This window comes from Exiguobacterium sp. E4787, assembly GCF_018618375.1.
GTDB lineage: Bacteria > Bacillota > Bacilli > Exiguobacteriales > Exiguobacteriaceae > Exiguobacterium > Exiguobacterium chiriqhucha.
This window is the reverse complement of the sequence record NZ_JACSLY010000009.1, coordinates 79,658-92,103: the sequence shown is the minus strand read 5'-3', so window position 1 is coordinate 92,103 and position 12,446 is coordinate 79,658. Positions and strand designations below refer to the sequence as shown.

The 12,446-nt window shown below is 51.6% G+C and carries 10 protein-coding genes; 2 read left to right on the top strand and 8 right to left on the bottom strand.

Annotated elements, in window-relative coordinates; all coding sequences use genetic code 11:
- Nucleotides 1-31: 31 nt before the first annotated feature.
- The 8 genes from KNP80_RS11235 to KNP80_RS11200 all read right to left on the bottom strand — a co-directional run bounded on the left by KNP80_RS11235 (nucleotide 32) and on the right by KNP80_RS11200 (nucleotide 8,729).
- On the bottom strand, nucleotides 32-439 hold the full coding sequence (locus KNP80_RS11235; protein WP_214720248.1) for a general stress protein: 408 nt from the start codon (nucleotides 437-439) through the stop codon (nucleotides 32-34).
- Nucleotides 436-1,245 carry a YsnF/AvaK domain-containing protein gene (locus KNP80_RS11230; RefSeq protein ID WP_214720249.1) on the bottom strand — a complete coding sequence of 270 codons (810 nt, stop codon included), beginning with the start codon at nucleotides 1,243-1,245 and terminating at the stop codon, nucleotides 436-438. Before KNP80_RS11230 ends, KNP80_RS11235 begins: the two co-directional genes overlap by 4 nt.
- Nucleotides 1,246-1,333: 88 nt before the next feature.
- Nucleotides 1,334-2,305, bottom strand: coding sequence for a YsnF/AvaK domain-containing protein (locus tag KNP80_RS11225; RefSeq protein WP_251128896.1), 972 nt, complete (start codon nucleotides 2,303-2,305; stop codon nucleotides 1,334-1,336).
- A 235-nt stretch (nucleotides 2,306-2,540) separates the two neighbouring features.
- On the bottom strand, nucleotides 2,541-3,584 hold the full coding sequence (locus KNP80_RS11220) for a LacI family DNA-binding transcriptional regulator (RefSeq protein ID WP_214720251.1): 1,044 nt from the start codon (nucleotides 3,582-3,584) through the stop codon (nucleotides 2,541-2,543).
- Nucleotides 3,585-3,635: 51 nt separating this feature from the next.
- Nucleotides 3,636-5,147 carry an alpha-amylase family glycosyl hydrolase gene (locus tag KNP80_RS11215; RefSeq protein WP_214720252.1) on the bottom strand — a complete coding sequence of 504 codons (1,512 nt, stop codon included), beginning with the start codon at nucleotides 5,145-5,147 and terminating at the stop codon, nucleotides 3,636-3,638.
- A 23-nt stretch (nucleotides 5,148-5,170) separates the two neighbouring features.
- The gene (locus KNP80_RS11210) at nucleotides 5,171-6,004 is read right to left on the bottom strand and encodes a sugar ABC transporter permease (RefSeq protein WP_214720253.1); all 834 of its coding nucleotides are present in this window, start codon (nucleotides 6,002-6,004) and stop codon (nucleotides 5,171-5,173) included.
- A gap of 1 nt (nucleotide 6,005) precedes the next feature.
- Nucleotides 6,006-7,358 (bottom strand): carbohydrate ABC transporter permease, encoded by a 1,353-nt coding sequence (locus KNP80_RS11205; protein ID WP_052090084.1) that lies wholly within the window; start codon nucleotides 7,356-7,358, stop codon nucleotides 6,006-6,008.
- 105 nt (nucleotides 7,359-7,463) lie between these two features.
- Entirely contained in the window at nucleotides 7,464-8,729 is a 1,266-nt protein-coding gene (locus tag KNP80_RS11200; protein ID WP_214834758.1) for an extracellular solute-binding protein, read from the bottom strand.
- Nucleotides 8,730-9,102: 373 nt separating this feature from the next.
- Between KNP80_RS11200 and KNP80_RS11195 the strand changes: the two genes are divergently transcribed.
- Nucleotides 9,103-10,887, top strand: coding sequence for a glycoside hydrolase family 13 protein (locus KNP80_RS11195; RefSeq protein WP_214720255.1), 1,785 nt, complete (start codon nucleotides 9,103-9,105; stop codon nucleotides 10,885-10,887).
- A gap of 155 nt (nucleotides 10,888-11,042) precedes the next feature.
- Nucleotides 11,043-12,401 (top strand): MATE family efflux transporter, encoded by a 1,359-nt coding sequence (locus tag KNP80_RS11190; RefSeq protein WP_021066671.1) that lies wholly within the window; start codon nucleotides 11,043-11,045, stop codon nucleotides 12,399-12,401.
- Nucleotides 12,402-12,446 lie beyond the last annotated feature (45 nt).

The following is a 12,446-nucleotide window of genomic DNA, read 5'->3' as shown; positions in this document are numbered from 1 at the left end:
CACCTTTTCAAGAAGGCAGTAGGTGCTCTAGTCACTTGTCTTGGTCGCGCCCGAACGCCGCGTTCGCTTCGTGCCCTTCGAACGCCGGGTTGTTTCCATCATTGAACCCCGTGTCCGGTTCATCGAGAACCAAGGCGTAGCCTCCGTTTAAAATATCGCCATACGCGCGGTTGACGTCGTCGTCAGCGAGACCGAGGTCGAGCAACGCCCGCTTCACTTCCTGCTCACCTTCGGCCACACCCGCGAACTTTTGCATCCAGTTCGCGCTCGCTGCTTCCACTTTTGCGTCGGTGTTCCGTTTGACGAGCGAGACGTCATCTTTGTCTCTCGCGACGACATATAAGTCGCTCTCCTCATAACCTTCCTCGGTCAATTGATCGATTTTGGCGACGAGGGCCGCCTCGTCTTGGTATGTGTCTACAAATCGACGTTTGCTCATCGTGTCTCATCCTTTCGGGTTGTCTGGTCATGAATCGTGACGTCGGTCTGACCGACCTCGGTCACTTTAATTTCTTCTTTACGGAGCGTCTCCGTCATAGTCTTCACGTCTTCGGTCACTTGTTTCCGGACGATAATCTCTTCGACGACGACAGGACGTTTGACGATGAACGCCCGTTCCTCGATGACTTGAATCCGGAGATGGTCCCCTTCGTCAATCGTGCGAATGCCGGGCTGATTAAAGTCATAGTCCTCGAGCACGTCTTCTGACCCTGGTGTCCGCTCCACATGAACCTGTTCCCTGCGGACCGGGACTTCAATCTCTTGAACTGTCTCCGCGACGTGTCGATTGATGACGACCTCGCCCGTTTGAACGGCTTGTTTCTCGACGGTCAAGCGCTCCTCGTGCAAGGCAAGCGTCTGTTCTTCCGTCTCCGGTTCTGATTTCATTTTCGGGCGGCCGGCCTCAAGCGATTGGTCGCCACGGTCGGCATCGACGTACAAGAAGAGTCGTCCCTGCTCGACTTCCTGAGCGAAGCGATCCTGTTGCTCCTTCGTGAGCCGCATGCTACCAAGCCAGCGTTCAATCGGTCGCTCGCTCGATGTGACGAGTGAGGCGACCGTACCCGGTTCGTCGGTGACGAGCACATATAACTTCGACTGGCGTCGGACCGCGTCCGCGACGTCGGCTCGTTTGACGAGGACGTACATGTCCTCTTCGGCGTATCCTTCTCGTTTCAAATCGACCGTTCGATTGAGCAGCGCCTCCGGCTGGTCAAATACTTCAGAGATAATCGCATGTTTCATGGCATTGATTCCTCCTATGGTTACTTGGCGAAAAAAAAGGATGGTCCCTCAGAGAGAGCCATCCTTGTCGAGGTACTTGGTCAATCGATTACAGGCGGTCACGCTCGTCGCGACGTTTGCGATCGAGCTCATGATCGCGATGGCGAACGTCGTCTTCCCCTTCGATATGCGCTTCTTCTTTACGCAACGTCTCACGTACCGTTTCCGTATCTTTGACTTTCTCTTTGCCGACGATGATTTCTTCGGCAACGACATCTTTCTTCGTCACATCGACACGTTCTTCCGTGACCGGTACGCGAATCTCATCGCGGTCAGTCGTCGCATCGAACGAATGCCCTGTCGCTTCACGGTCCCCTTCGACACGGCGACGTTCGACATACACTTCATCGTGCTCGACTTCGACATCGACGCGTTCTTCGCGTTCGACGACATCTTTCTCGACGCGAACTTCACCAGTCTGCACACGTTCCTTGTTCACAAGGAGACGCTCTTCGTGCAACTCGAGTTTCTGTTCGTCCGTTAAGTCTGTACGGTTACGGATGTCCTCATCCATATCGTTGAAGCGGTTCGAGTTGACGCCTGCACCTGTTGCACCGATGCCGGCACCGGTTACGCCAGTCCCTGTTCCGAAGTCACGCGCGGTCATATTGCCCGCTTCGTTACCTTCTGATCCGTACCCAGCTGATGTGCGGCCGCCTTCGAACGTATCGTTACGTCCGTCGTCAAACACGCCGTCATTCTTGTCGAGTAAGAGGACCATGCCGCCGTTCTCGATATCTTGGTGATGACGCGCTGTTTCTTCTTCTGAGAAGCCGAGTTTATCGAACGTGTGACGTACTTCGTCTCCGCCGTCTGCTACTCCGAAGAAACGATCGAGCCATGAAGCTTTCGTTTCTTTTACTTCTGCATCCGTTTCGCCGCGAACCATCGAAAGGTTCGACTTATCTTTCACAACGACGTACAGATCGTCTTCGCGATGCCCTTGGGCGCGAAGCTCATCAATTTTTGACACAAGCTCTGACTCCTGATAGTAAGTGCCTACATAACGTTTGTTATCCATGATTGTATCTCCCTTTCAAATTCTTTATTTTTTTGGTTATTGGCTGGGCGGATTCGTAATGATCTGCCATTCGGCCGGTAATGTAGATGTTCCCTTGCAACTCCGTTTCATGCATTTCTTTCACGATTGTAATCTATTTGTAACGATATGACTTTTGACCGATTGATTCCGCTTCTATTATATGCATCCTGATTGAACATAAAAAAACCTCCCGCATGAAACGGAAGGTTTGACCTCATTCAACGATTTCAGTTTTCTTTTTCTGACCACATGACTGACGAACGACCAAATAATGCGGAACGATGACGCGTTTCCCGTAAGGTGGCGCGCTGTCTCCAATCTGTTCAATCAGACAGTTCGTTGCCTCGAAACCGAGGCCGAAGATGTTGATTTCGACCGAAGTGAGCGGCGGATTCGAATGTTCGGCGATGTAGACGTTGTTGAAACTGACGACGGCGACGTCCTCAGGTATCTTAAGCCCCATCTCACTGAGCGTGCTGATGACGCCGAGCGCCATCATATCGTCACTGACGACGACGGCTGTCGGTGGTTCCTCTAACTGGAGCAACTCCCGCACGGCTTTGGCCCCGCCCTTCGTCATGAACTCGGCACGAGCGATATAGTCTTCCCGAACCGGGATGCCCGCCTCCATCAACGCTGTCGCGTACCCGTTGCGACGATCTTGTGTGACGGCGAGTTTATCGGATCCCCCGATAAAGGCGATGCAACGATGGCCGAGGTTGTATAAGTGTTTCGTCACTTCACGCCCGGCCAAATAGTTGTCCGTGTCGACGTACGTAATCGACGAGGCATCTCCAAACGGCTTCCCGACGACGACGAACGGGAATTTTGTCTGACGTAAATATTGAACGACTTTGTCGTCTTCACGTGAGTACAAGACGATGACGCCGTCAACGCGACGGCCTTGGACCATCTCGATGACCCCCGACAAGACCTCTTCTTCGGTCACGCCCGTCGTCATGTAAAGCGAGTAACCGTTTTGGTGGGCTTTCGTACTGATTCCACGCAATACTTCAGGGAAGAATGGATTTTGAAGCGTTTTCGTCGCTGCGCTCGGCATGACGAGACCAATCGACTGTGTCGAGCGGTTGGCGAGACTTCGCGCGTGAATGTTCGGATGGTACCCGAGTTCTTCCATCGAACTGCGTACACGCTCTTTCGTTTTCTGACTGATACGCGGACTGTTGGCGATGACGCGAGACACGGTCGACGGTGCGACATTGGCGTGTTTGGCGACCTCTTTAATCGTGATTTGCATGATGCTCCCCCTTGCTTCCGTTAATTCATAATTCCCTATCACAGGGTATCGTCAGCTCGCGCTCTTGCGACGCTTCCACATGACCAATCCAGTCAAGAAAATCGGGATGGCGATGACAAGTAGACCGATCGTCCACATGTTCACTTCCGATTCCTCGACGATGTAGGCGTTCGCGCTTTCTCCTGCGAGCTTGATGGTGAACGTGCCACGTTTGTCGGTGACAAGTTGTGAGAACAAGAGACCACGAAGGCGTGTATCTTCTCCGACTTCGCTTACCTCGAATTCAATCTCTCGGTCCTCGGCGTTCATATTGATAGCGTACAAAGCGACATCGTCGCCGTCACGACGCTCGAACACGGCCATGCCGTCTTTCGAGGCGATCATGCGTTGTTCGCCGGTCGCGAAGACGGGATATTCCTCTCGCATCCGGTTCATCATCGTGACGTATTCATGGAGCTCTTCATTTCCAGGGAAATCGGTCATGGCCCGGTTCGCCGGATCGGCTCCGCCCTTTTGTGCGTTCTCCGTCCCTTGGAAGACGATCGGCATGCCTGGAGACGCATAAAGGGCGAACAATCCGAGGCGTAGGCGACGCTCGGCCGACTCGGCCCCGCCGAGTTCCGCGACGTGCATGAATCGTTCTACGTCGTGGTTATCGAGGAACGTCGCCATTTGGTTCGGGTCGTTGAAGAACGTCTCGGCGTAGCTGGCGGCCACGTCGATTTCGTCTACACTCGCCGACTTTTGCGTCATCGTCTTCGAGACGCGGTCGTAAAACGTGAAGTTCGTGATGCTGTTGAAGCCTAGGTCATCATATTCCGCGATGTACTGTGGATCCGGATCGAACACTTCGGCCAACAGATAAAAGTCGGGGTCGACGGCCCGCACCGCTTTAACGAAGTCTTCCCAAAACGGTTTGTCGACGTGACGTACCGTATCGAGACGATAGCCGTCAATGCCGGTCTCTTCAATCCAATACGTGGCCGCCTCGAGTAAGTAGTCTTTCACTTCCGGGTCTTCCGTTTTGAAGTCCGGCAAATCGAATAGCCAGTGCGTCTCGACTTGTTCTTGATCGTTCCAAAGCACGATCGGCAACTCGTCATGGAACCAGTCCGGTCGTTCTTCGACCCACGGATGTTTCGGACCGACGTGGTTGACGACGAAGTCGAGGATGACTTTCATGTCCCGTTTATGGGCCTCGTCGACGAGTTCTTGCAAATCTTCTTTCGTCCCGAATTGAGGATCAATGTTATAAAAATCTTTAATCCAATATCCGTGATAGCCGTCCGGCATGTTTTCAAACACCGGTGTCAACCAGACTGACGTGAATCCGAGCGACTCGATGTAATCAAGTTTTTCAATCACGCCTCGGATATCGCCCCCATGAAAGGCTTTCGGGTCATTCTGATCGACCTGGTCATTGTTGTCCGGATTCCCGTCAACGAACCGATCGACCATGATAAAGTACATGCGTTCCTGTTCCCACGATGCTGCTTCTTTCGCTCCGACGACTGTTGGAAACAAAAGAAGCGACAGAAGAACGAGCACGACGCCTCGCCTCATATCGCTTCCCCCTTAAGTGAGTATTATCCTTTCGTACCACCGGCAGTAAGACCCGAGACGAAGTAGCGTTGGAACATGAAGAACAAGAGAACGATTGGGAGGGCCGAAAGGACGGCGCCTGCCGCGAACAACGTGAAGTTGTTGTCGAACTGTCGAGAAATCATGTTGTAAAGACCAACCGCGAGCGTCTGTTTCTCTGGTGTCCGAAGGACGAGCGATGCCAAGATGAAGTCGTTGAACGGGCCCAAGAAGTTGAAGAGGGCGATCGTTGCGACGATTGGCTTCGCGAGCGGCAAAATGATTTGCCAGAAGATACGAAGGTGACCGGCACCATCCATCCGAGCGGCTTCATCGAGCTCTTTCGGAATCGTATCGAAATAACCTTTTGCCAAGTACGTATTCATCGGAATCGCGCCACCGGCATACAGCAGAATGAGCGCTGTGTGCGTGTCGAGAAGACCGAGCATGTTGAGCAATACGTAGATGGCGATGATGGCGACGAATTGCGGCACCATTTGCAAGACGAGGAACAAGACGAGCGAGTTCTTCCGTCCGACGAAACGATAGCGCGAGAACACATAACCAGTGATCGTCACCAAGATGACAGCGAGCGCCATCGTAATGAAAGCGATTTTCAACGTGTTCACATACCATAAACTATAATCCGAAATCGTTAGATCGAACAAGTTTTTATAGTGAATGAACGTCGGATTTTCTGGAATGATTTTTGACGTGATGGTACGACCCGGGTTGAATGACGTCCCTACCACCCAAAGCATTGGATAGAGAATGATGATCGACGCAAGCGTCAAGATGACATAAGAGAACGCCAAATTGATTCGTTTTTGTTTTTTCATATCAAATCATATCCTCGTCTTTGAAAGATTTTGTCCGACGGAACTGGATGACGGCAAGTGTCATGATGAAGAATGACAAAATGAGCGTGATCGCAGCCGCAAGTCCGTATTGCGGGTTGGCTCCGAGAGACAATTTGTAAATCCATGAAATCAAGATATCGGTACCACCGGCAGTTTGTCCCGGTACAGCCGGCCCACCGCCGTTAAAGAGATAGATGATGTTGAAGTTGTTGAAGTTGAACGTGAACTGCGTGATGAGAATCGGTGCTGTTGCGAACAAGAGCATCGGTAACGTAATCAAGCGGAACTTGTCAAAGATGGTCGCACCGTCAATCGTTGCCGCTTCATATAAGTCGCCAGGGATCGATTGCAATACCCCAGTCATGAGCGTCATGATGAACGGGAAGCCGAGCCACCATTGAATCAAGATGAGCGCGCTGCGTGTCGCCGTCGGATCGGTCATCCAGTTGATCGGATCAAGTCCGAACGCTGGAAGGATCGTCGTGTTGAACACACCGAACGATTCGTTGAACATCGAACGGAAAATCAAGATTGTGATGAACGCTGGAACGGCCCATGACAAAATCAAAATCGAGCGGAACAAGCGGCGGAAGCGAAGGCCTTCTTGGTTCAAGAGGACCGCGAGGAAAATCCCGATCGCGATGACACCGACCGTCGAAGCGACCGTCCAGACGAGTGTCCAACCGAGAACGCCGACGAATGTGTCGCGCCAAATGTCGATTTCAAAAATTCGTGTGAAGTTCTCAAACCCGATCCACTCGACAAGTTTTGCCGGTGGTGCGTTGTTGTAACGATAGTTCGTGAACGCGATCAAGAATGTGAAAATGAGTGGTAATACGACTGTGAAGACGAGCAAGATGAGCGACGGGATCAACATCAAGTATGGGAATCCATGGTCGCGCAAGTTGCGGAGTTGCACTTGGAACGTTGGGACGTTTAGGTGCTGATCACGAATGCGACCGACTCGGTAGGCGTCACGAATGTTCCAGATGTAGAACGCGATTCCGAAGAAAAGTAAGATTAATGCGACAATCCCTTCTACCATCAAGAAGATGGAGTGGTCGTTACGAGGTCCTGCCACTTCGCCAAGCGTGATCAATCCCCAAAGGCCACCACGGTCGCCAGGTCCTGCGCCCGCTCCTTTGAAAAAGAGATCGTAGTTTACTGCAAAATAAGACATGATGACGATAAAGAAAGCGATCGCTTTCGCTTTTTGATTGTTATAGAATTGACCGGCTCCCGGAATGATCGAAAGTAATGCGGCGTTCCGAGCATGATTGGTCGGTTTTTCCGGACGTTGTTCCGGCGTTTTAGGGTTCGCGATTGAAGCCATCCTCAATTTCTCCTTTCAATTTGAGCAAATCAATCGAGCAAGCGTTTGCTCAATTCTAGAAAATGAGGGGGAACGCCAGTCGGCGTACCCCATCATTTCATATCCTTATTGGTTGTTTGCTTGGATTTGTTGCTCGATGACTTTAACAGCATCGTCAGCTGATTTTTGTGCATCTTGCTTGCCAGTTGCTACGAGCTGAAGTGCTTGTGCCATTGGCTCCCAAACTTGTCCCATTTCAGGAATGTTAGGCATTGGGATTGCGTTCGTCGCTTGATCGAATACCGCTTTCGCAACTTCGTTCGACGTGATTGTCTCGTTCGACTCGAGTGCTGCTACTGGTGGGATCTCGTTGTAAGCTTCAAACATCTTCAATGCGTTCTCTTCGTTCGTAAGTTCTGCGAGGAACATTTCAGCCCACTCTTGGTTTTCTGTGTAAGCAGAAAGTGCGTATGTCTTCACGCCCATGAACGTCTTGATTGGCTCACCGTTTGGAAGTGTCGGCAATGCAGACGCTCCAAGGTTGACGCCGGCATCTTCGTAACCATCTACGGCCCATGGTCCGTTCATGACTGTGTGTGCTTTCTTCTCAGTGAAGAGTTGGTCCATCGCTTGGCCACCAGACTCGCCGATCAACCCTTTAGGGAAGAGGCCTTCTTGGTACCATTTGCCGATGTAGTCGAAGCCTTCAACTGCGCCTTCGTTGTTCAATCCGATGTCGGTTGGGTCGAGCGCGCCGCCGTCTTCTTTGAAGACGTAACCGCCGAAGCCAGCCACTACACCGTGAGCGAAGTAGAAGTTATCCCAAAGACCGAGGAAGCCGTACTCGCCTTTATCTTTAAGATCTGTAGACAACTTGTACAAGTCGTCCATTGAAGCAGGAGCTTCTGATACCAAATCCTTGTTGTACATGAGGACTGGTGTTTCAACTGATTTCGGATAGCCGTAAGCTTGTCCGTCGAACATAACAGCCGATTTCGAAGCGTCTGTGAACGCTTCAAGTGCGCCTTCATCCGTAAGTGGAGCCAAGTGACCTTGATCAGCGATCGTTCCGATTTGGTCGTGTGGTACGAGAACGATATCAGGACCTTTACCAGATGGGCCATCAAGCGCCAACTTGTCTTTTTGATCCGTCATTTGAACTTCAACGACTTCAACTGCGACGCCGTGTTCTTCTTCAAACGCCTTCGCAACTTCTTTCGTCGTTTCCGACTTATCAATATCTTCCCAAATTACGATTTTTTCTGGCTTGTTCTCGCTAGGAGAACCGCCTTCGTTAGTAGAACCGTTGTCCGTACCGCCACCACATGCAGCAAGTGCACCGAAAGCGAATACTGCCGTTGAAAGTCCTGCTACCATTTTTTTCATCTTCATGATGAAAAACCTCCCCAAGGAATAGTATGGTCAGATTTGCGCAATCGCACTGGCCTACTGATTTTAAACAACTCCGCTACAGAATCAGTAGGTTAGTGAAAACGTTTGCATCCTCACCTCAATTTTTATTATACAGTTGTGTAAGCGTTTTACAAGACTTTTTTTTTAGGAATTTTTCCTGCTGTTGTCCCATTTATCTCTTTTTGAACTTTTTGTAGGTGTTTTTCTTATGAAACAAGGAATCGAACGATTGACAAAATGTAAACGCTTTATTACCCTTTGCTTGAGCAAACGTTTTCACAACTGTTGTTTCTTTTCTGAACAGACAGTGTAAAATGGTTATAACTCTTAATAGAGAAAGGAATTCAAACCCATGATCAAAGAAGCCATCTACCACCGCGCCATGTCCCCTTTCGTGTACAAGTACGACCGAGAAACGATACATATTCGATTCCATACGAAAAGAAATGATATCCAATCTGTTGACTTAATTTGGAACGACCCGTACGACTGGCATTCGGAAGACCCGGCCATGTGGAACTTCGATCCGGACAAGCCGAGCTTTTGGCGCACGTTCGAGACACCGATGGAAAAGATCGGACACGACGACCAATACGACTATTGGTTCATCGCCATCAAGCCGCCATTCCGCCGGCTCCGTTACGGCTTCCGTCTCCATGACGGCAATGAGACGGCCGTCTATACGGAAAAAGGTTGGTTCGAAGATAAGCCGCTCGATGACACGGGCTACTATTTCTGCGTCCCGTTCATCAACCCGGTCGACATCTTCCACGCCCCATCGTGGGTGAAGGATACGGTCTGGTATCAAATCTTCCCGGACCGGTTCGCGAACGGTGACCCTTCTAACGACCCCGAAGGCACGCTCCCATGGAATAGTACCGAGCCGACGGTCACCAACTTCTTCGGTGGCGACTTCCAAGGAATCATCGATCATATTGACCACATCGTCGACCTCGGCATCACCGGCATTTACTTCTGCCCGATCTTCAAAGCGACGACGAACCATAAATACGACACGCTCGATTATATGGAAATCGATCCGCAGTTCGGAACGAAAGAGCAGTTCAAACAACTCGTCGATCTTCTCCACGAGAACGGTATCAAAGTCATGCTCGACGCCGTCTTCAACCATGTCGGCTACAACCACCCTTGGTTCTTAGACGTCGTCGAAAAAGGACCACAGTCAGAGTACCGGGACTGGTTCTATCTTCGTGACTTCCCGATCGAGACGACGCCGAAGCCGAACTACGACACGTTCGCGTTCGAAAAAAACATGCCGAAAATCAATACGGAGCACCCGGCGTTGAAAGCTTATCTATTAGAAGTGGCCCGCTACTGGGTCGAAGAATTCGGCATCGACGGATGGCGGTTAGACGTGGCCAACGAGGTTGATCACGCGTTCTGGCGCGATTTCCGTAAAACGGTCAAACAAGCGAATCCGGATGCGTACATCCTCGGTGAGATTTGGCATGACGCGCAGCCGTGGCTTCAAGGCGATCAGTTCGATGCGGTTATGAACTACCCGTTCACGAACGCGAGCCTTAACTATTTCGCGCTCGACCGGACGTCCGCTTCCGAGTTCCGGGATGAATTGACGCGCGTCGAGATGATGAACACGACGAACGTGAACGAAGTGACGTTCAACTTGATCGACTCGCACGACACCCCGCGCGCCCTCACTCGGGCAAAAGGGCATAAAGGGAAGTTCAAGTTGCTCATGACGTCGATGCTCACGTACACGGGCAGCCCATGTATCTATTACGGTGATGAAATCGGTCTCGAGGGTGAACAAGACCCGGGCTGCCGCCGTTGCATGCCGTGGGATGAGACGCAGGAAGACCGTGAACTGTTCCGCTATATCCAAAAATTGATTCGCCTTCGTAAAGAGCACCCGGTGCTCGCCAACGCCGGCTCGTATCGTTTCAACCTCGTCGATGACGAGTCGAACGCGCTCATCGTCGAACGCTGCACGAAAGACGAGACGTATTTGATATACTTCAATAACTCAGAAACGGTATCGAAGCTGAACCCGCTCTGGCATACAGGAAGCGCTTACGATTTGCTTCACGACCGCGATGTAGACTCACTCGAAGTCGAGCTCGCACCGTTCAGCGCGACGATTTTGAAAATGAAATAAATTCGGTTTTGCACCCGTCTCGGCGGGTGTTTTTTTGTTGAAAATAATTTGCTAAATCCCTTTCTTTTTCATTTCAAAAGGAGTAACATGACCCTTGTGATTTTGACAACGTAAATATTTCATAGAGAGAATTGTAGAAACAAGGGAGAATACACATGCCGAATAAAAACACCGAACAGCTCAGTTTATTTAAAATATCGTGGCCAATCTTCATCGAGCTCGCGCTCCATATGGGGACCGGGATTATCGCCACGCTCATGCTTGCCCATTACTCTGATGCCGCCGCTTCTGCCGTCGGCGTCGCCAACCAAATTTTGAACGTCTTCTTAATCGTCTTCAGCGTGACGTCGGTCGGCGCGACCATCTTAATTGGTCAAGCCATCGGCGCCAATCGGATGAAGAAGAGCCGTGACTTCGCCCGTTCTGCCGTCAGCTTGAACATGTGGCTCGGTGTGATCATGGTCGCCGTCGTGTTCTTGTTCGGTGAGACGTTCCTTCGCCTGTTCGGTCTATCGGATGAGCTGTTCGACCACGGTCTCTTGTTCTTACAAATCGTCGGGTTGTCGCTCTTCACCGAGGCGCTCATCATGGCGCTCAGTTCCGTCCTCCGGAGTCACGGGATGACGAAACATGCGATGCTCGCGACTCTTCTCATCGATATCATCACGGCCATCGGAGCCATGATCGCCGTCATGGGTTGGTTCGGCCTCCCGGTGACAGGTGTCGCCGGTGTCGCCTGGGCCATCGTCATCGCCCGTTTCTCGGCGATGGTACTCTTGTTCTGGATCGTCAAGAAGCGACTCATGCTCCGCTTCCCGCTCAAAGAATTGATTAAGCCGCAACGCGATGATATCCGTGCCTTGCTCCAAATCGGGGTACCATCGGCCGGAGAGAACTTGTCGTATCAGTTCTCACAAATCATCATCACCGGTTTCATCGCCACGATGGGTGAGGCGTCCCTCGCCGCCCGCGTCTACGTCATGAACCTGTCGATGCTCGCCTTCTTGTTCACGGTCGCCGTCGCGCAAGGGACGCAGCTGTTGATTGCCCGTGACATCGGCGGGAAACGGTTTAAAGAGGCGTATACCCGCGCCGTCAAGACGTTGAAGCTCGCCATGTTCGCATCACTCGTGGCCTCACTCGGACTTGCCGTCTTCGGTAAGTCGTTGCTCGGCCTGTTCACGTCGAACCCGGACATCATCGCCGTCGGCGTACCGATTTTATGGGCGACGCTCATCCTGGAGCCAGGTCGTGCCATGAACATCGTCTTGATGGGCTCGCTCAAGTCGGTCGGCGACGTTCGCTTCCCGGTCATGATTGGAATCGCCTCGATGTGGGGCGTCGCCGTCGTCTTCAGTTATTTGTTCGGTCTCCAGATGGGGCTCGGCGTCCTCGGGATTTGGCTCGCCTTCTCACTCGACGAGTGGTTCCGCGGTTTCTTCGCCTTCCGGCGCTGGAAATACGGGACGTGGCAACAAAAAGGCTTCCAGTTCGAACCGAAGCCAACTTCATAACCAATCAAAAAGAAGCGGTCGCTGTGACCGCTTCTTTTTTATCGA

Bases quoted from the DNA above. Each gene is read 5' to 3' on its own strand.
- KNP80_RS11235 (WP_214720248.1), bottom strand. From the start codon at position 439: ATGAGCAAACGTCGATTTGTAGACACATACCAAGACGAGGCGGCCCTC.
- KNP80_RS11230 (WP_214720249.1), bottom strand. From the start codon at position 1,245: ATGAAACATGCGATTATCTCTGAAGTATTTGACCAGCCGGAGGCGCTG.
- KNP80_RS11225 (WP_251128896.1), bottom strand. From the start codon at position 2,305: ATGGATAACAAACGTTATGTAGGCACTTACTATCAGGAGTCAGAGCTT.
- KNP80_RS11220 (WP_214720251.1), bottom strand. From the start codon at position 3,584: ATGCAAATCACGATTAAAGAGGTCGCCAAACACGCCAATGTCGCACCG.
- KNP80_RS11215 (WP_214720252.1), bottom strand. From the start codon at position 5,147: ATGAGGCGAGGCGTCGTGCTCGTTCTTCTGTCGCTTCTTTTGTTTCCA.
- KNP80_RS11210 (WP_214720253.1), bottom strand. From the start codon at position 6,004: ATGAAAAAACAAAAACGAATCAATTTGGCGTTCTCTTATGTCATCTTG.
- KNP80_RS11205 (WP_052090084.1), bottom strand. From the start codon at position 7,358: ATGGCTTCAATCGCGAACCCTAAAACGCCGGAACAACGTCCGGAAAAA.
- KNP80_RS11200 (WP_214834758.1), bottom strand. From the start codon at position 8,729: ATGAAGATGAAAAAAATGGTAGCAGGACTTTCAACGGCAGTATTCGCT.
- KNP80_RS11195 (WP_214720255.1), top strand. From the start codon at position 9,103: ATGATCAAAGAAGCCATCTACCACCGCGCCATGTCCCCTTTCGTGTAC.
- KNP80_RS11190 (WP_021066671.1), top strand. From the start codon at position 11,043: ATGCCGAATAAAAACACCGAACAGCTCAGTTTATTTAAAATATCGTGG.